The sequence below is a fragment of the Methanocorpusculum labreanum Z genome, assembly GCF_000015765.1.
Taxonomy (GTDB): domain Archaea; phylum Halobacteriota; class Methanomicrobia; order Methanomicrobiales; family Methanocorpusculaceae; genus Methanocorpusculum; species Methanocorpusculum labreanum.
The window spans coordinates 607,909-630,432 of the sequence record NC_008942.1 but is presented as its reverse complement, the minus strand read 5'-3'; the positions used below and the strand labels follow the sequence as shown (position 1 = coordinate 630,432).

Genomic DNA, 22,524 nt, shown 5'->3' with positions numbered 1-22,524 from the left:
TTTTTTCCCACACTTTTATCACAAACTACTTTCCATACTACTCATAAGTATGTTCAAAGTTGGAGAGACCGTACGTTACGGACGAACCGGTACGGTTGGAAAAATCGTGACGTTTTCTGAGGAGATGGGGGAGACCTTCGCCGAACTTGACAGCACAGGTATGTACTACCGCATAGATCAACTCACCGCAATCAAAGAAGAGAAAAGACGTGAGGAAAAAACCCGCGACTCAACGCGCGATTTCAAAGAGGAGCAGGAAAAAATACGTGATATGCAGGAAAATGCCTGGAGAAATACCGACCAAAGTTGTGAAGGCGGCGGATAATACCATTATCAAACACATATATCTGTGTTGAAGTCAACTATATAGGGTTAGAGGAGGTTTTGGTTTCTTTGCATGATCCTACAATACCAAATGTAAATATCGGCGTAGTTGGTCACGTTGACCACGGCAAGACGACATTAGTCAGCCAGCTTACCGGCTCGTGGACAGATCGCCACAGTGAAGAACTGAAGCGCGGGATCTCGATCCGGCTTGGGTATGCCGATGCAACATTTTATAAATGTCCAAAATGCGGGGGGGAGGAACTCTGGACAAATACAGAGACGTGCCCTACCTGCGGTGAAAAACTTGAAGCAGTAAGATCAGTCTCATTTGTGGATGCCCCGGGGCATGAAACCCTCATGGCCACGATGCTTTCAGGCTCCGCCATCATGGACGGCGCGATGCTCGTAATTGCAGCAAACGAGCCGTGTCCGCAACCCCAGACCAAAGAGCATCTTATGGCTCTGGAACTGACCGGCATAAAAAACATCGTCATAGTTCAGAATAAAATCGATGTTGTTCCGCAGAAGAAAGCACTGGAAAATTATAAGCAGATCAAAGCATTCGTAAAAGGCACGGTCGCGGAAAACGCGCCAATCATTCCGGTCTCTGCACAGAAGAGAATTAACTTCGGGATGCTTCTGGATGCGCTGAATACAACGATTCCGGATGTTGAGCGTGAAACAGATGTCATGCCGATCATGCTGATCGCCCGTTCTTTCGATGTGAACCGGCCGGGAAGTTCCTGGCGTGACATCAAAGGCGGGGTTATCGGCGGCTCACTCATTCGCGGCGAGTTCCACGAAGGGGATGAAATAGAGATCCGGCCCGGCAGACAATATATGTCGGAGAACAAAGCCAAGTGGGAACCGATCACAACCAAGATCACCTCGATGAACAAGGCATCCCACAAAGTTCCGACAGCAACACCGGGCGGACTGTCAGCAATCGGCACGAAACTTGATCCGGCGATCACCAAAAGCGATACGCTTGTCGGACAGGTCGCCGGTATGGCAGGATCTCTGCCGCCGGTTTGGGACAAACTCAAGTTCGATGTCACCCTTATGGAAAGGGTCGTCGGTTCATCTGCCGAGTTGAACATCGACCCCCTTCGACTCAAAGAACCGCTGATGCTTTCCGTTGGGACCGCCGTTACCGTAGGTATCGTTCTTGCAGTGAAAAAGAACCAGGCTGAAGTGATGCTGAAACGTCCGGTCTGCGCCGAAGTCGGGTCTCGGATCGCAATCAGCCGTCAGGTTGGAGGCAGATGGCGTTTGATCGGCATGGGTCTGCTGACCGAGTAACGGTCATCTTAGACACAAACGCTTTGATGATGCCGGCCCAGTTCAATGTGGATCTTTTCGAAGGTCTGCGTGACCTTTTGGGCGCCTATGACGCGCTCGTACCTGCCGAGGTGGTGTACGAACTGCGCGGTCTTTCGACGGGACGCGGAAAAGATGCGGCAGCTGCGCGGTTTGGTTTGACCGTCGCGGCACGCTGCACCGTCCTTTCGGAAATGGCAGAAGATATCTCTGTGGACGACAAAGTTATCCGTACTGCAGAGATGTTTAATGGTGTAGTAGTTACCAATGATAGAGAATTAAGAAATCGTCTGAGACAACGCCGTATTCCAGTTGTTGTTCTCAGATCGCGCTGCAAACTAGAATTAATCGGAAAATAAGCAAAACAGGCGAGGAGACAAAATATGTATTATAAACTGAAACTCAACGACAAAGTCAGAGTCCCCCCGGAACGCATGGGTGAAGATCTTAACACGGTTATCCTAGACGTCCTGCAGGAACAGTTTGAAGGAAGTGTCGACAAAGAGATGGGTATTTTCATCGCAGTGACCGGCGTAAACCGCGTCGGTGATGGAGAGATCATCTACAGTGACGGAGGGGCATACTATGATGTCGATTTCGAAGCTGTCGTCCTCCGCTTATCCCTTCAGGAGATTATCGAGGGTGTTGTTGTCGAGACGACAAGCTTTGGCGCATTCGTGTCTCTTGGGCCGATCGATGCCATGCTGCACATGAGTCAGATCTCCGACGAGTACATCGATTATGACGAGAAGAACTCGCGTCTGGTCTGCAAAGACAGCGGCAGAACGATCGGTGTCGGCGACACTCTGCGTGCACGTGTCGTTGCTCTTTCCTTAAACGAACGCGATCCCCGCGAATCGAAGATCGGTCTCACCATGCGCCAGCCAGGTCTTGGAACCCTGGCCTGGATCGAAGAGGACATGAACAAAGAGAAAGCCGAGAAGGAGCTCAAGTAATGGCAGCAAAACGTTCCACGCAAAAGAAAGTCCTGCAGGCTTGCCGAAACTGTCACAAAATTCTTGAGGCGGATAAAACCGTCTGCCCCGAATGTCAGGGAAACGCCCTGACGCCTGAATGGTTCGGGTATCTGGTCATCATCGACTCGCGCCACTCCGATGTTGCGGAAAAGATGAACATTGAATATAACGGCAGATACGCACTCAAGGTAAGATAAATGCTAACACTCCCGCCAGAAAACCGGTGGCTCTTCAGAGAGCCGTTCGGTACCGTTTTTTCAGATTTTTCCATGGTTCTGCCCTACATAGAGGGAAAGATATTCTGTACTGTCGGGGATGTTGTGACCCATAATGCCTTGTCGGCCGGCCTGATCCCGTCGATCGGCGTTATCGACGGATTTACCAAGCGTTCTCCGTATCTGAAAATGCCGGAGATTCAGGGCCATATCCTGCACGTGACAAATCCTGCAGGAACGATCACCGATGAGCTGATTGCCGCGCTCCGTCTGGCAATGGATGAGATCCCCTGCGTAGTCATGGTCAATGGAGAAGAGGATCTTGCGGTCCTGCCCCTAACAGAAATCCTGCCCGACGGCGCTGTTATTTTATACGGTCAGCCGGAAGAAGGGCTTGTAATCTGCGAAGTGAACAAGCAGCTTCGCGCGAATGCAAAAAAGCTTCTGACCTATTTTGTAAGTCTATGACGCCAGTATTAAATATACTGCATTCCAATAATTGTGGGATATCGATGGAGATTAAGATTACCTCTAATACCAGGAACGAGCTTTTAAGCCGTAACGAACTTGCCTTCACCGCAAGTTATGATGGTGCTACCCCGGCACGTTCAGACATTGGTGCAAAGATTGCAGCGATGCAGAATACCCCTGTTGAAAACCTGATTCTCTCCCCGCTGAAAGGACGTTTCGGAACCAGAGCCGTAACCGGCGTAGCCCGTATCTACGACACCCCCGAAGCACTCAAAGCAACTGAACGCGAGTTCCTGATTGCCCGCGGACAGCCCAAGGCAGAAAAGGAGGAGTAAAAATGGCAGCGAAGAAGGTCGTCAAAGCGACACCAAAACGCAGCGAACTTTACACTGTTGATGCCCAGGGAAAAGCAACCACCTCTCACCGTGCATGCCCGCGCTGCGGAGCCGGTGTCTTCATGGGCGAACACAAAGACCGGTTTTCCTGCGGAAAGTGCGGATACACCGAGTTTAAGCAATAAAATATTTTATCTATGCCCGAAAAAAGGGTCCTCGGCATTGAAGGAACTGCATGGAACTTCAGTGCCGCTGTTTTTGCAGAAGATTTAGTTTGTCTTCACTCTGCACCGTATGTTCCGCCAACCGGCGGTATTCACCCGCGTGAAGCTGCCCAGCATCATGCGTCTGTTGCGTCGGATGTTATCAGAAAAGCTCTGGATGAAGCGGGAGAGAAAATCGACGCCGTTGCTTTTTCCATTGGCCCGGGTCTTGGCCCCTCGCTTCGAATCGCGGCTACGACAGCCCGCACTCTTGCGCTGAAGCTTGGCGTCCCGCTTATCGGCGTGAATCACTGTGTGGCCCATGTCGAGATCGGCAGATGGTACACAAAATTCGCCGACCCTATCGTGCTCTACGCATCGGGTGCAAACACCCAGGTCCTTGGCTTTCTGAACGGAAAGTACCGGATCTTCGGCGAGACGCTGGATATCGGACTCGGCAACGCACTCGACAAATTCGCGCGGAGTCATAACCTCCCCCACCCAGGCGGCCCCATCATCGAAAAGATGGCGAAGGACGGATCTTATATTCACCTTCCCTACACGGTGAAAGGCATGGACCTTGCATTCTCCGGCTTGATGAGTGCCGCAAAGGAAGCGACCCAGCGGGGCGAATCCATGGAAGATGTCTGCTTCAGTTTCCAGGAAACGGCCTTTGCCATGTGTGTGGAAGTGACCGAACGGGCCCTTGCCCACACAGGAAAGGATGAGGTCATTTTAGTCGGCGGCGTCGGGGCAAACGCACGCCTCCAGGAGATGCTCGCAAAAATGTGCGAGGAACGCGGAGCGAAGTTCATGGCTCCCCCAAGAGTCTATATGGGTGACAACGGCGCGATGATCGCCTACACCGGAAAGATCATGCTCGAAGCCGGATCCACGATCCCGATTGCTGAATCCGTGGTGAATCCCGGATTCAGATCCGATCAGGTCGAGGTGACCTGGCGGCACGATGCCGGCCAGCTCTTCGCTCCCGGCCAATCGGAAACTGCCGAGCGCGGTGCGGAGGCTTCGGTCAATCTCACGGACAAGGACGTGGTGAAAACCCGTCTTGCCAAAGGATACCGGGTACCCGAACTCGACCGGCATCTCATTGCCGAACGAACCCGGGCCGAAGCCCGTGCGATTTCAGCAGCGAGACGCGGCGGCGTGCCGGTTCCGGTGATCCGCGATGTGACCGATCACGAGATCGTGATGGAAAAACTCGATGGTGATGTTCTCAAGTACGTCATGAACGAAGAGTACGCCAAAGGTGCGGGGCTCACGGTTGGTAAACTCCACAAGGCGGGGATAACGCACGGAGACCTCACGACCTCGAACATGATCTGGCATAACGACCGCGTGTATCTGATCGACTTTGGTCTCTCGCAGATGACGGAAGAGATCGAACCGCGCGGCGTCGATCTGCACGTTCTCTTCCAGACGCTGGAAAGCACGACCGAAAATCCGGAGACGCTCAAATCCGCATTCATCAATGGATACTGCGCGGCGTTTTCCGAAGCCGAAAACGTGATCCGGCGCGAACACGAGATCGAACTGCGCGGGAGATACTTATGATCACCGTTGTTACCGGAAATAAAAACAAAGCCGCGGAGGTCGCCGCATTCTTTGACGGGATCGCGGAAGTGTCCCACATCGCCTTCGACTGCATCGAGCCTCAGTCGGACAGCATTGCCGAAATTGCCAAGGAAAAAGCGAAGCAGGCCTACGCAGCCCTTAAAATCCCCCTGATCGTTGACGACACAGGACTTTTCATCGAAGCACTGACCGGATTTCCCGGGCCGTACGCCGCCTATGTTCAGGATACGCTTGGAAACGCCGGGGTTCTGCGCCTGATGGAAGGGCTTTCCGACCGCCGTGCATACTTCGCCACCTCGATTGCCTACATCGATGATGCAGGCATCGAAATATTCGAAGGCAGAGTCGACGGCGAGATCACCGATATTCCAAGAGGAACGGACGGATTCGGGTATGACCCCATCTTTTCCGTTCAGGGGCGGACCCTTGCCGAGATGAACATGCATGAGAAAAATACCGTTTCCCACCGCGCCCGTGCCCTGTTAGCCTTCCGCGAATGGTATATTTCGGCACGGTCTGAACGTAATCGTTAATATCAACAAGAGCATACATATTAGAACTCAATATACGGGGTTATTCATAGATGAGATTCCCAGAAGCAGAAGCAAGACTTCTTAATGTTAAAGTTTGCATGAAATGCAACGCACGTAACGCTGTTCGCGCAACGACCTGCCGTAAATGCGGCTCGACGTCCCTTCGCCCGAAGAATAAAGAACGTAAAGCATAATCTTTCACATACATCTGGTGCGGTATTTTTGCACCGTCCCATTTTTTGCATGAAAGTATCGTTCCTGAAATAAAGAGCACACCGACATGAAACCATCATTTTCCGATTTGACGATGTGGATCATCTCTATCTGTGTTTTTGTCGCTGTTTTTATCTGTATTCTCTGCAATATGGCCTTCACCAATACCATCGGATGGCTGGTGTATCCGGTCTGTTCGCTGATATTCGGATGGCTCGTTTTAATGCCGATTTTGTATTACAAAAAGCGCGGGATAAAAATCTCGTTTGCGATCATTACGGCCCTTGTAATGCCGTTTCTTCTGGTGATCGACCAGCTCGACGGCGGAGTCAGCTGGTTCCTTCCGATCGGCGTTCCGGTTTCGGCCACGGGAATCGTCTTCATGTGGATAATTTACGGTCTGCTGATCAAACCGCGGAGCATATGGTTCACCGTGCCGGCAGTTATTTTTCTCAGCGGCCTTCTGTGCATCTGCATCGACATGATCGTCAAAAATGCGCTCGGCGAAGGCGGATTTCCCTGGAGTTATATTGTTGCCAGCATTACGAGTTTCCTTGCCATCGTTATCTCGATTTTCGGCTTTGTAATGAAAAAAAGAAGTCTTCAGACCGAGTAATACGCGACCCGCTTGCCTTTTTCCCGGTATTCCCCGGCATACGTATCCAGATTTCGCTTGTATCCGATCCTGTCGACAAACCCGAGTTCCTTGAGTTCGGCACGAACCCGCATAACATCCGGCTCATCCGCCCAGTCTGCGGTAAAAACATAGATCACTTTCCGGTCATCGTGCGAGTCCTCATTTTCTTTTGCGGTACTCACTTTTGCTCCGATACCGAGCCGCCCTTCGATCGTCGCGTCCCGCACCTTCTGCCAGGCCGCATCGACTTCTTCCGGCCCGACAAAGATCAGCCATTTTCCGGCCTCTTCTGCGCCGGCTGCCTGGGATGAAGTTCCCGGCTTATCCTGCTGAATCCAGTATGACTTTACCGTTTTTGACGGGACGATGCCTTCACCGAAACGATAGAGATCTGCGATCTCCTGCGCGGTCCCAAAACGCTTGAGAGAGTCGGCGAGTGGAGCATATTCGGTGGTGAAGTCCTGCATAAGTTTTTGACAGAGTCCGTCTATATCCCCGCCGGACTCCACCTCGCGGAAAAGAAACGATCCTTGTGATTCCTGATGTTTTTCGATGAAGATGGTGAACATTCCAAATGCCAGATCGGCAAGTTCGTCAGCGGGGAACTCCTCTTCGATTATTTCGAAATCATCTGCAGTCATTATTCATTATTGTATCCTTCATGTAGTTTATATTTCGGATTGAATATGCGGGGTCAGGAAACCTATTATTCCGGCATTATCCATACTAAGTACAATGATTTGGAAACGTGACTGGGGGCTGGTTGGTCGTCAGGTTATAGCCTGGCTGATCATGCTCCTGTTGTATATGGTAATACTGACAGTGATCATGGTGTTCCTGAAAGGAACGATGATGTACTTCCTGGTCGGTCTGGTATTTATCATGGCGTTTGTACAGTACTTCTTCTCCGATAAGCTTGTGCAGAGGAGTATGCAGGTGATGCTGGTCGATGAGGACGAGGAGCCGCAGTTGTATGCAATGGTCCGGCGGCTGGCCGATGAAGCGGGCCTTCCGATGCCCAAAGTAGGGATTATCCAGCACAAAGCAATGGCAAATATTCCCAACGCCTTTGCGACCGGCAGAAGCCCGAGAAAGGCTGTTGTGGCCGTAACCCCGAAGATCCGGTATCTTCTGACCGATGACGAACTGGAGGCCGTTCTGGCACATGAAATGGCTCATGTAAAGAACCGGGACATGCTTACGATGACGGTCGGCAGTTTCGCGGTGATGATCGCTTCGATCATTTTGAACAATGCGTTCCTCATGGCCCTCTTTGGAGGGAGCAGGGACAGTGAAAACGGCGGCGGGATCATCATATTCATTCTGGCGATGCTCCTGACCTTTGTCGTGTACATCGTTGGAACGATCGTGACCATGGCGATTTCCCGGTACCGGGAGTTCTCGGCAGACCGCGGGAGTGCCTATCTCACCCGTGATCCGGATGCGCTTATCCGCGCTCTGAGAAAAATCAGCAGCGGCGTGAATGCAGCGTCTCCCGATGCAAAACGGGCGGTTTCCGGGACGAACTCGTTCTTCATCATCCCGGCGATCTCCGGCGAGTCGGTTATGGAGTTATTTTCCACCCACCCGTCACTTGAGAAGAGGATTGCCAATCTGGAAAAAGTCCGTGCAGAGATCAGAGGATACTGATCATCCAATATTTTTTCGACAGGTTTAATTAGATCAAAGAGAAACATAAGTGACGCAAAGACTGCACTGATGGTCTAGAGGTATGACTTTGGCCTTCCAAGCCAATAGCCCGGGTTCGATTCCCGGTCGGTGCACTTTTCATCCTTTTTGTATGGATTCGTGGTCTAGTGGTATGACGTCGCCTTCACACGGCGAAGGTCAGGAGTTCGAATCTCCTCGGATCCACTATCGCTTTTCTCAATAATTATGTTGTTTATCACGTCAAGCACGAAAAAAGTGCCATCAATCAAAAAAGAATACTCAACTCAATAAAAAATAAAAGAGGAAATTTCTTCCGTCCAACCTTCACCCGAAACAGACCCAGCGGTCGTAGATCGGATCACGTTCATTTTCCATGATCTCGAGCGTTTTTCCAACACCCTTTGCCCACTCCTTTACCCAGTGAGCCTCTTCTTCCGTTGCGACCGTGATGAGCGTATTCTCGGTGATCCCGGCAAGCTCCTCGATGATCGGCCGCCAGATATCCTTCGTATACCCGTAAATCTGCCCGAACATGATCCCAACCCCGTACGCCGCATCCGGAAGATACGCCGAGGCGATCCGTGCGTCGATACAGATCATCCGCTCGGGCGAAAGTCTGCCCGATGAAAGACCAAGCGCCAGAAGCTCGGGATCGTTATCATATGCAATAGGATGAGCTCCCATCTCACTCAAAAGGAGAGAACCGATTCCTGACCCGGCACACGCGTCCAGCGCGATTCCAGAGATCGAACTTCCCCACATCTCGTGAAGAAGATCGCGGACCTTGGCGATCCTGTCGGTGGTAAGGTCGTCTCCGGCCGGCGGGATGACCTTTTGGATCACGTCCGCATAATATGCTCGGCACGCATCCTCCACATCTTCGCGGTCTTCCTGATAGATATCCCCGTCCGCCGCTTCAAAGAGAGCCAGCTCTCCAGACGTCGGCGACCGGAAAAGCCAGGAGGTTCCGCACCACTCATCGCCGTTTTTCACCGCAAACAACAGAGGACTCTCCTCCTCATCGATCAGGAGTCTCGCTCCGTTTTCCACAGGCTCCGCCTCGCAGATTAAAACACCCGGCTCGCCGTTATTCACGAGCGAAGCATAATCCGGTTCAAGAAGTCTGAGTTCATCCAGCTCCAGCATTTCAGCAAGTTTCGACATTTATTTTCCCTCCGCATGACCTATGGTAAGCCCTTCGGTCGCTTTGATCACGCCGCTCACTCGTGCGTCCTCGTGCAGCCAGACCGTTTTTCCGGCCACATCGCCAAGCACATCCGCTCCCCGCTCGACCCGGATATTCTGTCCGACGACATCTCCGTGGATCGCCGTCCGCGGCCCGAGTTTTACTCGCTGGGAAGCCTGCACACTCCCAAAAAGCGTAGTGTCTTTGCGGATCTTGACCGACTGGGCACGGATATTTCCATGCAGACGGCAGTTTGATCCGATCTCCATCGGTGTGGGAACAGCGAAGTAGCGAAGATCCATGGCGGTTTTTGGAGGAAGTACCAGAGGTGCGGAGTTCGCTTCGGAGATCAGACTCTCGACACGTTTTCGTGCAGCTTCTTCTCCTTCCAGATGGAGCATCGTCATAACATAGAGCAGAAGATAGAGGACGACCGGCATCGGATTTCGAATCGCGATATCCCCGTATGCCTTGAACTCCTTGTCGATCACCACATTGTCCCCGATATCCAGATTGCCGCCGACATTCAGTTTGCCGTGGATCTTCACGCCTTCGCCGAGATACGCATCCCCGTTGCAAAGGACCGTCCCAAATACCTCGCAGAAGTTGTCGATACGGAGATCACCTTCCGCGACGATATCGCCGTGCATGGTCGAAAGTTCACTGATAACGATATCTTCTCCGTAGAGGCCGTATCCGATATCGCAGTGATCCCCGACAAGGATGTCGTGTCTGGTTTTGAGATTGCGTTCCTGCAGCTCGGTTTTATCTGGGAGATAACAGCTTTTAAAAAGATCAGAGGAGGATACGACCATCGACGCCGTCTCTTCGTCTACTTCGGAGAGATTCAGAGGGGGGAGCTTTTTTTCATCCGCGGCCACCTCGGAAAACAGAGGTTCAGGACTTTCGTCGGCATCGTTTGATGCCTGCTCCTCGAGTTCTTCCTCTTCTTCGGGGGTGAGTTGCGGCAGAGTCAGGTACTTTTCCTCCTCTTCGGGCAATGATTCAGCTATTATTATCCGTTTTTTATCCTCCGCCATGCTCCACCACGTGTATTAGTATATCGTTATGCTCCGTACTTATGGGTTTTGTCAATGAGGTCCAGAAGGATCGGCATCAGACTGCCGCCGGATATCCGGCAAAGACCGCCTGCCGCACAGGAGATCTCGTCGTAGTTTGTGACGAGATCAATACGGGTCCCGTCTCCGTGAAGGATCAGCGGAACCGGATCTGCGCTATGTTCCTTGATCGTGCAGGGCGTTGAGTGATCCCCGCAGACCGCGATCATCAGCTCGGGCATATCAAAGAACGGCAGAAGGGCCGCATCGACCTCCTCGAGATATTTCGTCTTCTCGACGGCTTTTCCGTCATGTCCGTACTCGTCGGCCGTTTTGACATTGAAGAGAACGAAATCCTTTTTCTCCAGCTCGCGGCACACAAGACGCACCTGCTCATCGAGCGGCGTTGTGGGCAGAACGGGGATGCGTTCAAGACCGACGGAACTGCCGATCCCGGCGATCAATGCCGCGGCCGCGACCACACTGCCGGAGAGTTCATGTTTTTCTTCAAAGGTCTCGTAAACGCCCATCTCTCCGGCTCCCCGGATGAGAACTACGTTAGCCGGGAACTCGCCGCGGGCTTTGCGTTCGAGGTTGACCGGATGGTTTTTCAGGATCTCGGCTGCCTGTCGGGAAAATTCATTACATACCTCGGCGGTAAAGGCCGCCTCTTTGCTGTCGTCATCTGGATGAATCGTCTTCGGCTGGACACCGGTTTTCTTCGGGTCATTGGACGAGACGGCGGCGCTGAGTCCTTTTCCTTTGAGGGCAAGGGCTGCCCGGTGACCGGTTCCAGGCGAGAACTCGATCTCGACACCGTATTTTGAGAGATCGACACCGTTTTTCACGGCGGCGGTGATCTCGGTCGTGTCGGGGATACGGCCGGCACGCCGGTCGATCACATTGCCGTCATCATCGATCGTGGCGTAATTCGCCCGAAATCCGATCATGCCGGGTTCCATCTTTATGCCGCAGCCTGCCGCTTCCAAGGGTCCCCTGCCGGTGTAATAGATATGGGGGTCGTATCCGAGAAGGCTGAGATGCGAGGTGTCCGAGCCGCCGCGAACGCCCGGAGCGATCGGATCCATGATCCCGCAGATCCCTTCAGTTGCAAGACGGTCGAGATTTGGGATTTTTGCCGCCTGAAGCGGGGTTTTATTGCCAAGGACCCCGCACGGTCGGTCACCCACACCGTCAATGATGAGAAGAAGAATTTTCGATGCTGTCATTATATGATGTATTTGACTGAATCCCACTTATTGTATTCTGTTTGGGAGCTCAGACGAGTGTCTGAATCTTCTGCAGTACCTCCTCTGCATGTCCTTTGACTTTGACCTTATCCCAGGCGGCAAGGATTTTACCCGTTGAATCGATGACGAACGTGCTGCGCTCAACACCCATATACTCGCGGCCATAGAGTTTTTTCTTGACCCAGACACCGAATGCGCCGATCACGGTCTTTTCCGGGTCAGACAGAAGGGTCACGGACAACTCCTGTTTTTCAGTAAACTTACGATGGCTGGCGGCCGAGTCGGGACTGACGCCGAAAACCTGTGTGTCGAGGCGGGAAAACTCCGGTAAAAGTGCGGAGAAGTCTTTTGCTTCGGCCGTGCATCCGGTGGAGTTGTCTTTCGGATAAAAATAGAGGACGGCAAAACGGAATGCGTCCGTTGGAAATGTCCATGTTTTTCCCGAAGCATCGGAAAGCGTGAAGGGGGAGACAAAATCGTTTACCTGAAGTGCCATGTCTGAATCTTGGCACGGCAAAAAGATAATAATTTCAGTAGAGGACCCGGTACTCGGTCACCAGATTGGTACCATACATCTTCGTGCTTCGAAGATCGAGTTTGATCATGTCGTTTTCCGAGGCAAGCGGCATCCCGCCGACCAGTGACGGCGTGTCGCTTCCGCCGACGATGAACGGCATGTGGATGAGTCTGATCTCGTCAACGAGGCCGTGATGAAGCATGTGCCAGTTGAGGGTCGGCCCGCCTTCGATGATGAGTTTTTTTATCTGATATTTGGCGGACAAAATATTCATCAGCTGCACAAAATCCACCCGGTCTTCGCCGCAGACGACCACGTCTACCCCGCGGGCGGTGAACGCATCGATCCGGTCTTTTGGAGCTTTTTCAGAAACGGCAAGAACGGTCCGGGCTTTTGTCGTGTCGAAGACGTTTGCTTCCAGCGGCAAATCAGCAAGGCTGTTTGGGATGACGCGGAGAGGGTTCTCCCCCTCGACCATTCTGACAGTCAGAAAGGAGTTATCAATACGTATCGTAGATGAACCAACCATGATCGCGTCGTACTCGGCACGTGTTTCGTGGAGAAGGATCTCGGCTTCATGGGACATATGTTTCATGAGTATTTTACTGGAAACACCTTTGCCAAGAGTGAGTTTCCCGTCAGCCGTGATCTCTGAAATCATCAGCACGTGTGGTTTTTGTAATGTCTCCATGAAAGTTTCCTTCTGATTCTTATAGCTTGACGATGTATAGATATTTAGCACGCACTGATAAATGATTTTACCTCTATATCCATGAATATTACATCGCTCAGATACAAACTTACGGGATGGCTCGACCCGATTGTTAGAGTATTCGTTAAAACAGGGATGAGTCCAAATCAGATCACTCTCCTTTCACTCTTTTTCGGGATCGGCGCGGCGGTCTGCTATTTTTGTCAGTCGTTTATCCTTGGAAGCATTCTTCTCCTGATATCCGGGATACTTGATCTGACGGACGGATCGGTCGCACGAATAACCAAAAAGAAAAGCGATTTCGGGGCGATCAGCGACTGGATCGTCGACAAATACGTGGACGGGATCGTGCTTCTCGCAATCGGTCTGTCAGGGGTTCCCATCATCTCCCAGTTTGTCGGATTTGCGCCGACGGCGGATATGCTGATCGCCGGCCTTGCCGTTATCGGTTCGATCATGAACACGTTTGTAAAACCGGTGACGTATGCCGAGATCGGCTACACCTGCAAAGAGGATGGAAAGATCTCGGACCCTCTTGAGGGAATCGGATTTTTCGGCAGGCCCGAGACGATGATCGCTCTTGTCCTTTTCGGCGTTATCGGTCAGATCTGGATTGCCGTGATTCTCGTTGCCGTCTGCACGAACCTTTCCGCATTCCAGAGGTTATGGTATCTCTGGAGAAAGCACGGGGAATACAAAAAAGATTAACTCTTTTTTTCTAAAAAAAGTTTGCCGGATCAGAAATCGGTTTCCGACTCCTGTCTTCCCCCGCGCCTCTTCATTTCCGGCTGCGGGAGTTCGGCGCGGATATCCACGACCTCGTCCACTTTCAACTCTTCGCGAAGACGGAGAAGTTCGGCAAGGACCTCGTCGACACCTTCGCCTGAGACGGTGGACATGTTGAAAAATCCTTCAACGGTCTTCACATCCGATTTGTTTACGACGGAGATCATCGGAACTGAGATGATAGATTCAATCTCCTCGCGGAGTTTCATCTGGGCTTCAAACGAATATCCGCAGTTCTCGCTTGCATCGATAACGAAGAGAACCAGATCGGCGACGTAGACAAGAGCGTTCAAGGCCTGTTTTTCGATCGCGTTTCGTTCCTCTTCCGTCCGGTCTAAAAGACCTGGCGTATCGATGAACTGGATCTTTTTTCGTCGCTCGGCATTCCTGTGTCCGACAATGACACCTTTTGTCGTAAAGGGGTAGGAAGCAATCTCGGGTTCTCCGCTGGAGACTAAGCGGATGAAGGAAGATTTTCCCACGTTAGGATATCCGGCAACGACGATCGTAAACTCGTCCGTGCTGATCACGGGGAGTTTTCGAAGAACGTTTCTCGCATCGTTCAGGTATCGAAGAGCGTCATCCGCCCGGTGAACGATCGAGGCGATCCGTGCGACGGCGCGTTTTCTTTCGACCTGCGTATCGGTCCAGCGCATCCCTTTGGAGATGCTTGCTCCCACATCACGCACATTCTTTGCGGCCCAGCCAACCATGCCCAGATTTTTCTTTAAATCATCCATCCCGAACAAAATATCGCAAAGGTCCCGGTAAAACGGCGGCAGCTCTTCAAATTCGGGGAAACTCTGGATAATTGCCACCAGCTTGTCATGCGTCGCCTGGGTGATCGCCCGGACGAAGTCCTCGTTTGCATGACGTTTATTTGTTTTTTCCCGCATTTTCTTCGAGGCACGGCGGAAACTGCGGTCAAGCAGTTCGTCTGCTGTTGGAACGGTCGGGATTTTATCGAAGTACATTTTTCATCCAATCCATTTGGTTTATTACTATAGCAATCAGAAAGAATCAGTAAGTATGGATTTATCACTAATTCAAAAAGATATCCTTATTACTCTTATCTCGCTTTATCATCAATATTCGCATCCAATCAAGAGCGAGGTCATAGCCGATATCATTCGAAGGAACCCGGGAACGGTCAGAAACCAGATGCTTGCTCTCAAAGTGCTTGGACTCGTAGACGGAATTCCCGGACCCAAAGGCGGATACCAGCCGACTGCCCGCGCCTATTCGGAACTGAATATTTCAACGGATTACTCGGAAAGCGAAGTGATCATTCAGAGAAACGGTGAACGGGTCGAGGGTGTGCGCGTAAATGAGATCGCCTTTACTACCCTCACCCACGCGGATCTGTGTCACGCATTGATCAAGATCATCGGCAATGTCAGGTCGTTTGAGGTCGGCGACAAAATAACCATCGGGCCGACTCCGGTGAACAAACTGCTCATCAAAGGAGAGGTTTTCGGAAAGGATGAGATCAACAGTGCTCTGTTGATTTCGACATCGGAGATGACATCGCTGCCGAAAAAACAGATCCGCGAATATATGAATTCCCCGCTGATCTCGCTTGAACCGGATATGACATTAGCATATGCGATGAAAACGTTTCTCCAGAGAAAGATCCATGGAGCACCGGTTGTTGAAAACGGGACACTGCTTGGAATCCTGACGATGACTGACATCGTTTCGGCACTGGACCGGGAGATGCCGACGACCTCTCTTGTAGCCGACGTGATGGTCACGAGAGTCATAACGATGCCGGGGGATATGCGGCTGTATGAAGTTATCAAACAGTTCAAGGAACAGCATGTTGGAAGGGTGATCGTTACCGAGGATGAAAAACCGATCGGCATTCTCACGCATTCGGATATCATCCAGGTGTTCCCGTCATTATAAATGCAGGACTTATACAAACGGATAAATACTATCTTGTCAAACTTTAAAGCTGATTAATCATGCAGAGTGAGCAGTTTACCCATAATATCCGGCGAAAGCGCGTGATGAGCACCGATGGCAAGATCATAGGACAGATCAGAAACGTAACTTTTGACGCACCGACCGGACAGCTGAAGGCGCTCGTCATCCGCCCCGATGCAGGTTTTGATACGACCGGTTATAAACTTGAAAACGAGGCGATTACCCTGCCATTTGAGGCCGTGAAGGATATCACGGACTTTATTGTGGTCGACAGGTATATGCTTCGCTGAATACGTTTAACCCCCTCACTCCTTTTTTAGAAGTATTTGCGCAGTGCTTCGGCCGTACCTTCGCCGTAGGATTTTTCCATCACGTGGTCTGCAGCCATTTTTGCTTCCGGAGAGGCATTTGCCGGAGCAACGGAGATCCCGCCGAGTTTCAGCATCGATACGTCGTTGACTGAGTCTCCGGCGACCAGGAAATCCGAAGGCGCAAGGCCCATCTGTTCAGCCAGTTTTTCAAATGCCGCACCTTTGGTGATGCCCGGGACCTGCAGATGGATGGCAAATCCCGTGTCGATGACGACGACCGGCATGTCTTTGAGGATCTCTTTTACAGTTTCTGTCGGCGCATCCCGGGAGAATGCGATATCTGAATCACGGTATCTGTTGCTGAAAAGCCGCAGGTCGTCACCTTTGGGCTGCAGTTCATCCACGACTTTCTGATACGCTGCAAGACAGAGTTCCTGGTTTCCCGAGATCTGCTTTTTACCGAGGTAACCAAGACGATACACCCCGCCGTTTTCCGCGATGATGGTCCCGTCCGTTCCGATCATGTGAGAAAAGGCATCCAGAAAACAGAGTGTGTTGCCCGAAGCAAGTATGATCGGGATATCGTTATCAAGAAGTTTACGCATCTCATCAACGACTTCCGTTGATAATCTGCGGCGGTCATCCGTCAACGTACCGTCGATATCAGTGATAAAGGCCCTGGGCATGATTAAAAATAGTATTGGGTTCAGCAGGGTTTGATACCTGCGGTTTCGACCATGAAGGTCGCTTCGCCTTCAGGAAGGTTGGGACTGTCCACAAGTCTGGCGATACGTTTGCCGGCTTTGCTCTTTCTGAGATAGACACGGTAGGTTGCCGTGTGGCCGACGATGTTTCCGCCGATCGGTTTGGTCGGGTCCCCGAAGAGAAGACCCGGGTTTGCCATGACCTGATTCGTGACTAAAGCGACCGCGTTCAGATCGTCGACCAGTTTGAAGAGGTCGTGCATATGTCTGTTGAGTTTCTGCTGTCTGCCGGCTAACGTTCCGCGTCCGGCATATTCCGAACGGAAGAGACTGGTCAGGGAATCGATGATGACGAGTTTGACCGGGAGACCGGATGCCGTAAGTTCGTTGGACAGTTCTCTGGCAGCGTCGATCAGGAGCATCTGGTGATCCGACGAGTGGGCGCGTGCCACATGGATATTTGCGAGGAACTCGTCAGGTGTTGGAACGACATATCCCTCCGGCAGATCGGCGAGTTCCAGCCCTTCGGCCATCTGCTCGATACGCTCGGGGCGGAAGGTATTTTCCGTGTCGATGTAGAGACAGCTGCCGCCAAGACCGCCAAGTTCCTGCGGGAGCTGGCAGTTTACCGCGAGCTGATGAGCGATCTGGGATTTTCCTGAACCGAATTCACCATAGAGTTCGGTAATTGCCTGGGTCTCAAGACCCCCGCCGAACAGTTCATCGATCTCCGGGACAAGGGTTTTGAGTTTGAGAACGTCCTGCCTGCGTGCAAGGATATCGGTCCCGGTTTTAAATCCGCCGATGTCGGCCATCTCGCGGGCTGCTTTGATGATCTTCTTTGTGGTGGACTCGCCAAGCTCGGCAGCTTCTGCAAGATCCACCGGCGTTGCCGTCGCGATGCTTTCGACCGTGATGTAGCCGGCGTCACGCAGCCGGTCGGCGGTTGCCGGCCCTACTCCCGGGATTTCTTCAATATCAAGTGCTGTCATATCTTCTTGTTCTCCTGTTTTTTCAGATATACTAATACATCTGCACAGAGCCATATAAACCCCTAACCGCGCGGTGCGATAATGCCCTGCCAACGCGCATAAACCCCGATCTCACTCAGAGAGATGCAGTTTTATTTTGGTATTTTTTCATTGATTTTTTGGCCGCTCCGATATCCTTATACCCGCCGTAGACCCATCTATCGGTATGGCCGAAAAAAACAATGAAGAATACAAAAATGCCCTCCTTGACATGGCCGGCGATATCGCAGCCAACCCGCTCGTGAAGCCGATCATTGACCAGCTCGTGTATGATTTTATCCGGTCTCCTGAATGTAAAAAGGCGTTCGGCGAATATGCCAAACGAAAGATCACCGACAAACTCGGATTATAAAAGAGGGTCGAGCCGCGAAACAAGCGGAGCGGGATATGTGGTCCGGACATTGAGATTCGTCACCTTAATCCGCCCGTTTTGCGAGACTCCGTCTACTTCTGCAATCATGCCGGGCTCCGGCATATGATCGCCAAGAAGTATCCAGACCTCGCTGCCGTCATCGAGTGAAAGGCCTTCGGGCCGCAAAATCACTATGCCGGTAACCGAAATATTTTCTCCGGGAAGGGAAACCATCTGAATCACCGAGCCGCGGCCGACGGAAAGCTCCAGTTCCCCGTAACGATTCAGTTTTGCAGCGGCGTTGATAATCTGGACAGAATCCCCCGGCAAAAAAAGGGTGTCCGCAGCATCACCCCATACGGCCGCATTCACGCTGCAGTTCGTCGAAGACCCGCGTATGGTCACGTTTCTGACACGCGACTCCGTTCCGCGGCGGGTGGTGAATGACCGGATCTCGGAAACGGACGTCACGACTCCGGTTATGATCGGGTTCGATCCTTCGCTCACTTCTGATGCATCTTTGGAAAGAACGGGGATCTCATCCGGGATGATGCGGATCTCGGCAGAGTCGGAGACGACATACTCGATGATGCCCTCATCCTCCTTTCTCTGCACACCGGAAATCGATACGCATGATCCAACATCCACATCGGCGAAAAGTTCGGGCGACCAGCTTACCAGACGTGCCGTGCCGGAAGCATCTCCTATGATGAACTCCTGCAGAAATGATGACGTTCCGTCGCGGCGGACGATCTCCTTCATCTCAAACGCGGCAAGGATTTTGACGGTAAGCGGAGCGGCCATGACTTCCGACTTGGGCGGCTTTTTCGTCTCGACGATCGTCACATTGCTTTCCCGAAGAGCAAGACAGTTTCCTTCCTTCTTTCCGGGGCGGGGTTTTGCGATCACTTCGATCACCGACCCGACTTCAAGCTCGGCCGCCGCCTCTGCACGTTCATCCCAGAGACTCAGAGTCACCGTTCCAGTGGGATCACCGAGAATGATCGAAGCAACGAGTCCGGGCGGTTCCCCTTCGCGGGTAAACTCACGCGGAGGTTTGATCTCGAGGATCTTTCCAAAAAAAGAGACGATGGAGGTTTTGGCCGTTGGAATCTCGCCGATTTTGATATGGCTTCGTCCAAGCTCATCCACGACCATCATCGCGGCCGTGACCTCATCCACCAGCCCGCCAAGGGAGGCTGATTTTTGCTCTACCCGCTCATCGAATGCTTCCTTACTGAGGAGATCAGAGACGAGCGCGTAATGCATTGTTATTTTCTGTGCCAGGATGGAGTGACTACGCAGCCGGTCATTTCCTCGTAGGTCTCGGCACGGCGCATAAGTTCTGCCTTGTCGCCGTTCACTAAGACCTCGGGGCACCGGGGACGCGAGTTGTACTGGGAAGACATCGAGTAACCGTATGCTCCTGCATCCAAAACCGCGATAAGATCACCGGCAACAACGGACGGGAGCGCCCGATCGGATCCGAAAATATCTCCGGTCTCACAGATGGGGCCGGTGATCGTGTAGGTCCCGTCTGCAGGCTGGTCAGCCTTGTTTGCTACGACGACCTCGTGCCAGGAGTCATACATCGCCGGACGGATCAGGAGGTTGAATCCTGCATCGACGTTCACAAAGGTCTTGTGGACCTTTTTCACGGAGTTGACGCGGGTCAGAAGGATCGTTGACTCGCCGACCATCCATCTGCCGGGCTCGACCCAGAATGCGGGTGAGATGCCGGCCTTTTTGCATCCTTCAAGGAATACCGGCATAACGGCTGCCGCATACTCCTCGGGGGTTGGAGCTTTGTCGACGGTTCCTTCACGGTGGTATGGAATACCGAGTCCTCCGCCGAAGTCGATAAACTCGAGTTTGACGCCGATTTTGGTGACCTCGCCGGCAACTTTCATGATAACGCCGCAGGCGATCGCGAATGGTTCGACTTCGAGGATCTGGGAACCGATATGACAGTGCATGCCGACCGGAACAACATATTCCATGGAAAGGGCTTCGCGGTATGCTTCCAGGATCATTTCGGCAGGGATGCCGAACTTACTGTTTTTAATACCGGTGGCGATCTTCGGGTGGGTCGGCACCTCGATTGCCGGGTTGACGCGGAATCCGATCTTTGCGGTCTTCTTGAGCTCTTTTGTGATCGCATCGATCTGACGGAGTTCATCGACCGAGTCAACCGAGATCATGATGTCTTTTTCGATGGCTGCGCGAAGATCGGCTTCGGTCTTGGAACTGCCGTTAAAGAGAAGGATCCCGGCAGGAATGCCGGCTTCAAGTGCGGCACGCATCTCTCCAAGCGAGAAGATATCTGCGCCGGCACCTTCGCGTGCAAGCGACTGGATGATCACCGGGTTCTCGTTTGCCTTTGCGGCGTAGAGAAGCTGAACGTTGTTTGTGTACTTCTTCAGCGCTGCTTCATAGCGTCTGAAGTTTCCGGTCACGTGATTTTCGTTCGTGACATACAGCGGGGTCCCGAACTTTTCCGCAAGTGAGACGCAGTCCGCGCCCCCGCAGAAAAGGTGACCGCCGCTAACTGAGAGAGACTCTGGAAGGTTCATGTTATCCTCTGATGCCGCATTCGTTCATGCGGTCGATTGCTTCATTGATTCTGTCGACGGGACGGGTAATGGCAAAGCGGACGTATCCCGCTCCGGATGCGCCGAATCCGGTTCCCGGGGTTACGACGATTCCTGCTTCATTGATCATTTTTGCAACGAACTCGACCGAGTCGGGCACCTTCATCCACACGTAGAAGGATGCTTTCGGGGAGGTTACTTCGAAACCAAGCGACCTAAGGCCGGAGACCAGTGCGTCGCGGCGTTCCTTGTACACGGCACATGCCTCGTCGACACAGTCCTGGGGGCCTGTGAGGGCAACGATCGAGGCACGCTGGATTGCATCGAATACACCCGAGTCGATGTTGGTTTTGACTCTGCCGAATGCCTCGATAAGACCTGCATTTCCAACACACATGCCGATACGCCAACCGGTCATGTTGTAGGTTTTGGAAAGCGAGTGGGTCTCAAGTCCAACGTCCATGGCGCCTTTTGCTTCGAGGAAGGAGGGAGATTTGTAGCCATCGAAGGAGATCTCCGAGTAGGCATTGTCGTGCACGACAATGATGTCGTTGTCTTTCGCGAAATCAACGGTCTCTTCGAAGAAGTCCATGGAGGCAACCGCACCTGTCGGGTTGTTCGGGTAGCCGATGAACATGAGTTTTGCAGTTTTCAGAACATCCTTTGGAATAGCGGAATAGTCCGGAAGGAAGTTGTTCTTCTCGAGAAGCGGCATCGGGTGGCATTTTCCCTCTGCGAAGAGTGTAGAGGTTTTGTAGACCGGATATCCGGGGTCGGATACGAGGACATAGTCACCTGGATTGACGAATGCCTCAGGGATGTGCGCGATACCCTCTTTGGATCCAATCAATGCGAGGACCTCTTTTTTCGGGTCGAGCTTCACGCCGAAACGTCTGTCATACCAGGTGGCGACCGCCTGCCTGTACTCGAGCATTCCTAAGTAGTCAGGATAATGATGTGTTGCAGGATCCCTGGCGGCTTCACATAACGCATCAACAATATGCTTCGGCGTCGGTAAATCCGGGTCCCCCACACCAAGATCAATTAAATCAACACCCTCGGCACGCTTCTGTGCCTTCAATGCATCTATCTGTGCGAAAAGATACGGAGGTAAGTTGTCAAGCCGTTTTGCGTACATCGCATTAATATTGAACGTGCAAATAAATTAAGACGTTTGTCGGGGGGTGTTGCGATCGCGTGAAGATTCCTAACATCGAAGTACAAACTATGAATAATACCTAAAAGTCGGGTGCTTTTTTTAGAACAATACGGGAAGTTGATCAATCGAATAAATACTTGGACAAATGCTTACGAAAAAGAAAAAGGTGAGTTTGTGAGGTGTATTCTTGAGGAGGTGCGTGAGACTTCAGGCCGATGCATGAGTCGGTGCTGTCGTCATCTTCGGCATGTAAATTGCCTGGCGTGCGTCACGGAAGTTGAACTTCTCGATGATGAGGCCATTTTCCTTCAGACGTCTGAGCGCATAGCGGACCGTGCGTGGCGCAAGTCCTGTGCTTAAGACAATATCTTTGTGCGTCTGAGAACCTGTGCGTTCCAGCAACTGGAAGATCGTGAGACACGACTTGGGCATGTTTGTTCTCT

The 22,524-nt window shown here is 52.1% G+C and carries 30 protein-coding genes and 2 tRNA genes; 19 read left to right on the top strand and 13 right to left on the bottom strand.

The window, feature by feature from the left end; translation table 11 throughout:
• Positions 1 to 49 precede the first annotated feature (49 nt).
• From MLAB_RS03475 to MLAB_RS03425, 12 genes are all read left to right on the top strand, one after another.
• The gene (locus MLAB_RS03475; RefSeq protein ID WP_011833034.1) at positions 50 to 325 is read left to right on the top strand and encodes a DUF2098 domain-containing protein; all 276 of its coding nucleotides are present in this window, start codon (positions 50 to 52) and stop codon (positions 323 to 325) included.
• A 68-nt stretch (positions 326 to 393) separates the two neighbouring features.
• Positions 394 to 1,629 (top strand): translation initiation factor IF-2 subunit gamma, encoded by a 1,236-nt coding sequence (locus MLAB_RS03470; RefSeq protein WP_011833033.1) that lies wholly within the window; start codon positions 394 to 396, stop codon positions 1,627 to 1,629.
• Entirely contained in the window at positions 1,593 to 2,006 is a 414-nt protein-coding gene (locus MLAB_RS03465; RefSeq protein WP_048062002.1) for a type II toxin-antitoxin system VapC family toxin, read from the top strand. The genes MLAB_RS03470 and MLAB_RS03465 overlap by 37 nt, the downstream gene beginning before the upstream one ends.
• A 24-nt stretch (positions 2,007 to 2,030) precedes the next feature.
• Entirely contained in the window at positions 2,031 to 2,603 is a 573-nt protein-coding gene (locus tag MLAB_RS03460) for a DNA-directed RNA polymerase (protein WP_011833032.1), read from the top strand.
• Entirely contained in the window at positions 2,603 to 2,821 is a 219-nt protein-coding gene (spt4, locus tag MLAB_RS03455; protein WP_011833031.1) for a transcription elongation factor subunit Spt4, read from the top strand. Before MLAB_RS03460 ends, spt4 begins: the two co-directional genes overlap by 1 nt.
• Positions 2,822 to 3,307 carry a GTP-dependent dephospho-CoA kinase family protein gene (locus MLAB_RS03450; RefSeq protein WP_011833030.1) on the top strand — a complete coding sequence of 162 codons (486 nt, stop codon included), beginning with the start codon at positions 2,822 to 2,824 and terminating at the stop codon, positions 3,305 to 3,307.
• Positions 3,308 to 3,351: 44 nt separating this feature from the next.
• Positions 3,352 to 3,645, top strand: coding sequence for a 30S ribosomal protein S24e (locus MLAB_RS03445; protein WP_011833029.1), 294 nt, complete (start codon positions 3,352 to 3,354; stop codon positions 3,643 to 3,645).
• Between the two features lie 2 nt (positions 3,646 to 3,647).
• Entirely contained in the window at positions 3,648 to 3,830 is a 183-nt protein-coding gene (locus tag MLAB_RS03440; protein ID WP_011833028.1) for a 30S ribosomal protein S27ae, read from the top strand.
• A gap of 12 nt (positions 3,831 to 3,842) precedes the next feature.
• Complete coding sequence (locus MLAB_RS03435; RefSeq protein ID WP_011833027.1) at positions 3,843 to 5,420, top strand: bifunctional N(6)-L-threonylcarbamoyladenine synthase/serine/threonine protein kinase; 1,578 nt, start codon at positions 3,843 to 3,845, stop codon at positions 5,418 to 5,420.
• A complete protein-coding gene (locus tag MLAB_RS03430; RefSeq protein ID WP_011833026.1) occupies positions 5,417 to 5,974 on the top strand; it encodes an XTP/dITP diphosphatase in 558 nt (185 codons plus the stop codon). Before MLAB_RS03435 ends, MLAB_RS03430 begins: the two co-directional genes overlap by 4 nt.
• Before the next feature lie 50 nt (positions 5,975 to 6,024).
• Complete coding sequence (locus MLAB_RS09565) at positions 6,025 to 6,168, top strand: 50S ribosomal protein L40e (protein ID WP_011833025.1); 144 nt, start codon at positions 6,025 to 6,027, stop codon at positions 6,166 to 6,168.
• An 86-nt stretch (positions 6,169 to 6,254) separates the two neighbouring features.
• Entirely contained in the window at positions 6,255 to 6,803 is a 549-nt protein-coding gene (locus MLAB_RS03425) for a hypothetical protein (protein WP_011833024.1), read from the top strand.
• Here the strand turns inward: MLAB_RS03425 and MLAB_RS03420 are convergent.
• On the bottom strand, positions 6,791 to 7,465 hold the full coding sequence (locus tag MLAB_RS03420) for a putative phosphothreonine lyase domain-containing protein (RefSeq protein WP_011833023.1): 675 nt from the start codon (positions 7,463 to 7,465) through the stop codon (positions 6,791 to 6,793). The two genes, MLAB_RS03425 and MLAB_RS03420, sit on opposite strands and share 13 nt — an antisense overlap.
• A gap of 94 nt (positions 7,466 to 7,559) precedes the next feature.
• On the opposite strand from MLAB_RS03420, the gene htpX reads away from it, so the two are divergent.
• The 3 genes from htpX (at position 7,560) to MLAB_RS03405 (ending at position 8,699) form a co-directional block, all read left to right on the top strand.
• Positions 7,560 to 8,474: a zinc metalloprotease HtpX gene (htpX, locus tag MLAB_RS03415; protein ID WP_011833022.1), complete on the top strand. Its 915-nt coding sequence runs from the start codon at positions 7,560 to 7,562 to the stop codon at positions 8,472 to 8,474.
• A 63-nt stretch (positions 8,475 to 8,537) separates the two neighbouring features.
• Positions 8,538 to 8,608 (top strand) — tRNA-Gly (locus MLAB_RS03410).
• Positions 8,609 to 8,627: 19 nt separating this feature from the next.
• Positions 8,628 to 8,699, top strand: a tRNA-Val gene (locus MLAB_RS03405).
• A 120-nt stretch (positions 8,700 to 8,819) separates the two neighbouring features.
• On the opposite strand, the gene MLAB_RS03400 is transcribed toward MLAB_RS03405, so the two are convergent.
• From MLAB_RS03400 to MLAB_RS03380, 5 genes are read right to left on the bottom strand one after another with little or no spacing between them, the layout of a single operon-like run.
• Positions 8,820 to 9,659 carry a hypothetical protein gene (locus MLAB_RS03400; protein ID WP_011833021.1) on the bottom strand — a complete coding sequence of 280 codons (840 nt, stop codon included), beginning with the start codon at positions 9,657 to 9,659 and terminating at the stop codon, positions 8,820 to 8,822.
• Complete coding sequence (locus MLAB_RS03395) at positions 9,660 to 10,721, bottom strand: polymer-forming cytoskeletal protein (RefSeq protein WP_245525978.1); 1,062 nt, start codon at positions 10,719 to 10,721, stop codon at positions 9,660 to 9,662. It lies immediately after the preceding gene.
• A gap of 26 nt (positions 10,722 to 10,747) precedes the next feature.
• Entirely contained in the window at positions 10,748 to 11,968 is a 1,221-nt protein-coding gene (locus tag MLAB_RS03390; RefSeq protein ID WP_011833019.1) for a 2,3-bisphosphoglycerate-independent phosphoglycerate mutase, read from the bottom strand.
• Between the two features lie 49 nt (positions 11,969 to 12,017).
• Entirely contained in the window at positions 12,018 to 12,485 is a 468-nt protein-coding gene (locus tag MLAB_RS03385) for a peroxiredoxin (protein ID WP_011833018.1), read from the bottom strand.
• A gap of 34 nt (positions 12,486 to 12,519) precedes the next feature.
• Entirely contained in the window at positions 12,520 to 13,197 is a 678-nt protein-coding gene (locus MLAB_RS03380) for a RibD family protein (protein WP_011833017.1), read from the bottom strand.
• An 81-nt stretch (positions 13,198 to 13,278) separates the two neighbouring features.
• Between MLAB_RS03380 and MLAB_RS03375 the strand changes: the two genes are divergently transcribed.
• Positions 13,279 to 13,926 (top strand): CDP-alcohol phosphatidyltransferase family protein, encoded by a 648-nt coding sequence (locus MLAB_RS03375; RefSeq protein WP_011833016.1) that lies wholly within the window; start codon positions 13,279 to 13,281, stop codon positions 13,924 to 13,926.
• A gap of 29 nt (positions 13,927 to 13,955) precedes the next feature.
• Here the strand turns inward: MLAB_RS03375 and MLAB_RS03370 are convergent, their stop codons facing one another.
• Positions 13,956 to 14,978: an NOG1 family protein gene (locus MLAB_RS03370; RefSeq protein ID WP_011833015.1), complete on the bottom strand. Its 1,023-nt coding sequence runs from the start codon at positions 14,976 to 14,978 to the stop codon at positions 13,956 to 13,958.
• 55 nt (positions 14,979 to 15,033) lie between these two features.
• On the opposite strand from MLAB_RS03370, the gene MLAB_RS03365 reads away from it, so the two are divergent.
• Positions 15,034 to 15,912, top strand: a complete 879-nt coding sequence (locus MLAB_RS03365; RefSeq protein WP_011833014.1) for a CBS domain-containing protein — start codon at positions 15,034 to 15,036, stop codon at positions 15,910 to 15,912.
• Positions 15,913 to 15,971: 59 nt separating this feature from the next.
• Entirely contained in the window at positions 15,972 to 16,223 is a 252-nt protein-coding gene (locus MLAB_RS03360; RefSeq protein ID WP_011833013.1) for a PRC-barrel domain-containing protein, read from the top strand.
• 26 nt (positions 16,224 to 16,249) lie between these two features.
• Here the strand turns inward: MLAB_RS03360 and MLAB_RS03355 are convergent, their stop codons facing one another.
• Both MLAB_RS03355 and radA read right to left on the bottom strand, forming a co-directional pair.
• Positions 16,250 to 16,930 carry a phosphoglycolate phosphatase gene (locus tag MLAB_RS03355; RefSeq protein WP_011833012.1) on the bottom strand — a complete coding sequence of 227 codons (681 nt, stop codon included), beginning with the start codon at positions 16,928 to 16,930 and terminating at the stop codon, positions 16,250 to 16,252.
• Positions 16,931 to 16,950: 20 nt separating this feature from the next.
• A complete protein-coding gene (gene radA, locus MLAB_RS03350; protein ID WP_011833011.1) occupies positions 16,951 to 17,940 on the bottom strand; it encodes a DNA repair and recombination protein RadA in 990 nt (329 codons plus the stop codon).
• Positions 17,941 to 18,145: 205 nt separating this feature from the next.
• Here radA and MLAB_RS03345 point away from each other — a divergent pair, with 205 nt between their 5' ends.
• Positions 18,146 to 18,331, top strand: coding sequence for a hypothetical protein (locus MLAB_RS03345; protein ID WP_011833010.1), 186 nt, complete (start codon positions 18,146 to 18,148; stop codon positions 18,329 to 18,331).
• Here the strand turns inward: MLAB_RS03345 and MLAB_RS03340 are convergent.
• The 4 genes from MLAB_RS03340 to MLAB_RS03325 all read right to left on the bottom strand — a co-directional run bounded on the left by MLAB_RS03340 (position 18,326) and on the right by MLAB_RS03325 (position 22,513).
• Positions 18,326 to 19,600, bottom strand: coding sequence for a hypothetical protein (locus MLAB_RS03340; RefSeq protein WP_011833009.1), 1,275 nt, complete (start codon positions 19,598 to 19,600; stop codon positions 18,326 to 18,328). The genes MLAB_RS03345 and MLAB_RS03340 overlap by 6 nt on opposite strands.
• Positions 19,601 to 19,602: 2 nt before the next feature.
• Complete coding sequence (lysA, locus tag MLAB_RS03335) at positions 19,603 to 20,904, bottom strand: diaminopimelate decarboxylase (protein WP_011833008.1); 1,302 nt, start codon at positions 20,902 to 20,904, stop codon at positions 19,603 to 19,605.
• A gap of 1 nt (position 20,905) precedes the next feature.
• Positions 20,906 to 22,060, bottom strand: coding sequence for an LL-diaminopimelate aminotransferase (locus MLAB_RS03330; RefSeq protein WP_011833007.1), 1,155 nt, complete (start codon positions 22,058 to 22,060; stop codon positions 20,906 to 20,908).
• Between the two features lie 228 nt (positions 22,061 to 22,288).
• Entirely contained in the window at positions 22,289 to 22,513 is a 225-nt protein-coding gene (locus MLAB_RS03325) for a winged helix-turn-helix domain-containing protein (protein ID WP_245525977.1), read from the bottom strand.
• Positions 22,514 to 22,524: the final 11 nt, after the last annotated feature.

What these genes read in the sequence shown, in the direction of transcription:
- MLAB_RS03475 (WP_011833034.1), top strand. Translation starts at nt 50, where the DNA reads ATGTTCAAAGTTGGAGAGACCGTACGTTACGGACGAACCGGTACGGTT.
- MLAB_RS03465 (WP_048062002.1), top strand. Translation starts at nt 1,593, where the DNA reads ATGGCGTTTGATCGGCATGGGTCTGCTGACCGAGTAACGGTCATCTTA.
- MLAB_RS03460 (WP_011833032.1), top strand. Translation starts at nt 2,031, where the DNA reads ATGTATTATAAACTGAAACTCAACGACAAAGTCAGAGTCCCCCCGGAA.
- spt4 (WP_011833031.1), top strand. Translation starts at nt 2,603, where the DNA reads ATGGCAGCAAAACGTTCCACGCAAAAGAAAGTCCTGCAGGCTTGCCGA.
- MLAB_RS03450 (WP_011833030.1), top strand. Translation starts at nt 2,822, where the DNA reads ATGCTAACACTCCCGCCAGAAAACCGGTGGCTCTTCAGAGAGCCGTTC.
- MLAB_RS03445 (WP_011833029.1), top strand. Translation starts at nt 3,352, where the DNA reads ATGGAGATTAAGATTACCTCTAATACCAGGAACGAGCTTTTAAGCCGT.
- MLAB_RS03440 (WP_011833028.1), top strand. Translation starts at nt 3,648, where the DNA reads ATGGCAGCGAAGAAGGTCGTCAAAGCGACACCAAAACGCAGCGAACTT.
- MLAB_RS03435 (WP_011833027.1), top strand. Translation starts at nt 3,843, where the DNA reads ATGCCCGAAAAAAGGGTCCTCGGCATTGAAGGAACTGCATGGAACTTC.
- MLAB_RS03430 (WP_011833026.1), top strand. Translation starts at nt 5,417, where the DNA reads ATGATCACCGTTGTTACCGGAAATAAAAACAAAGCCGCGGAGGTCGCC.
- MLAB_RS09565 (WP_011833025.1), top strand. Translation starts at nt 6,025, where the DNA reads ATGAGATTCCCAGAAGCAGAAGCAAGACTTCTTAATGTTAAAGTTTGC.
- MLAB_RS03425 (WP_011833024.1), top strand. Translation starts at nt 6,255, where the DNA reads ATGAAACCATCATTTTCCGATTTGACGATGTGGATCATCTCTATCTGT.
- MLAB_RS03420 (WP_011833023.1), bottom strand. Translation starts at nt 7,465, where the DNA reads ATGACTGCAGATGATTTCGAAATAATCGAAGAGGAGTTCCCCGCTGAC.
- htpX (WP_011833022.1), top strand. Translation starts at nt 7,560, where the DNA reads ATGATTTGGAAACGTGACTGGGGGCTGGTTGGTCGTCAGGTTATAGCC.
- MLAB_RS03400 (WP_011833021.1), bottom strand. Translation starts at nt 9,659, where the DNA reads ATGTCGAAACTTGCTGAAATGCTGGAGCTGGATGAACTCAGACTTCTT.
- MLAB_RS03395 (WP_245525978.1), bottom strand. Translation starts at nt 10,721, where the DNA reads ATGGCGGAGGATAAAAAACGGATAATAATAGCTGAATCATTGCCCGAA.
- MLAB_RS03390 (WP_011833019.1), bottom strand. Translation starts at nt 11,968, where the DNA reads ATGACAGCATCGAAAATTCTTCTTCTCATCATTGACGGTGTGGGTGAC.
- MLAB_RS03385 (WP_011833018.1), bottom strand. Translation starts at nt 12,485, where the DNA reads ATGGCACTTCAGGTAAACGATTTTGTCTCCCCCTTCACGCTTTCCGAT.
- MLAB_RS03380 (WP_011833017.1), bottom strand. Translation starts at nt 13,197, where the DNA reads ATGGAGACATTACAAAAACCACACGTGCTGATGATTTCAGAGATCACG.
- MLAB_RS03375 (WP_011833016.1), top strand. Translation starts at nt 13,279, where the DNA reads ATGAATATTACATCGCTCAGATACAAACTTACGGGATGGCTCGACCCG.
- MLAB_RS03370 (WP_011833015.1), bottom strand. Translation starts at nt 14,978, where the DNA reads ATGTACTTCGATAAAATCCCGACCGTTCCAACAGCAGACGAACTGCTT.
- MLAB_RS03365 (WP_011833014.1), top strand. Translation starts at nt 15,034, where the DNA reads ATGGATTTATCACTAATTCAAAAAGATATCCTTATTACTCTTATCTCG.
- MLAB_RS03360 (WP_011833013.1), top strand. Translation starts at nt 15,972, where the DNA reads ATGCAGAGTGAGCAGTTTACCCATAATATCCGGCGAAAGCGCGTGATG.
- MLAB_RS03355 (WP_011833012.1), bottom strand. Translation starts at nt 16,930, where the DNA reads ATGCCCAGGGCCTTTATCACTGATATCGACGGTACGTTGACGGATGAC.
- radA (WP_011833011.1), bottom strand. Translation starts at nt 17,940, where the DNA reads ATGACAGCACTTGATATTGAAGAAATCCCGGGAGTAGGGCCGGCAACC.
- MLAB_RS03345 (WP_011833010.1), top strand. Translation starts at nt 18,146, where the DNA reads ATGGCCGAAAAAAACAATGAAGAATACAAAAATGCCCTCCTTGACATG.
- MLAB_RS03340 (WP_011833009.1), bottom strand. Translation starts at nt 19,600, where the DNA reads ATGCATTACGCGCTCGTCTCTGATCTCCTCAGTAAGGAAGCATTCGAT.
- lysA (WP_011833008.1), bottom strand. Translation starts at nt 20,904, where the DNA reads ATGAACCTTCCAGAGTCTCTCTCAGTTAGCGGCGGTCACCTTTTCTGC.
- MLAB_RS03330 (WP_011833007.1), bottom strand. Translation starts at nt 22,060, where the DNA reads ATGTACGCAAAACGGCTTGACAACTTACCTCCGTATCTTTTCGCACAG.
- MLAB_RS03325 (WP_245525977.1), bottom strand. Translation starts at nt 22,513, where the DNA reads ATGCCCAAGTCGTGTCTCACGATCTTCCAGTTGCTGGAACGCACAGGT.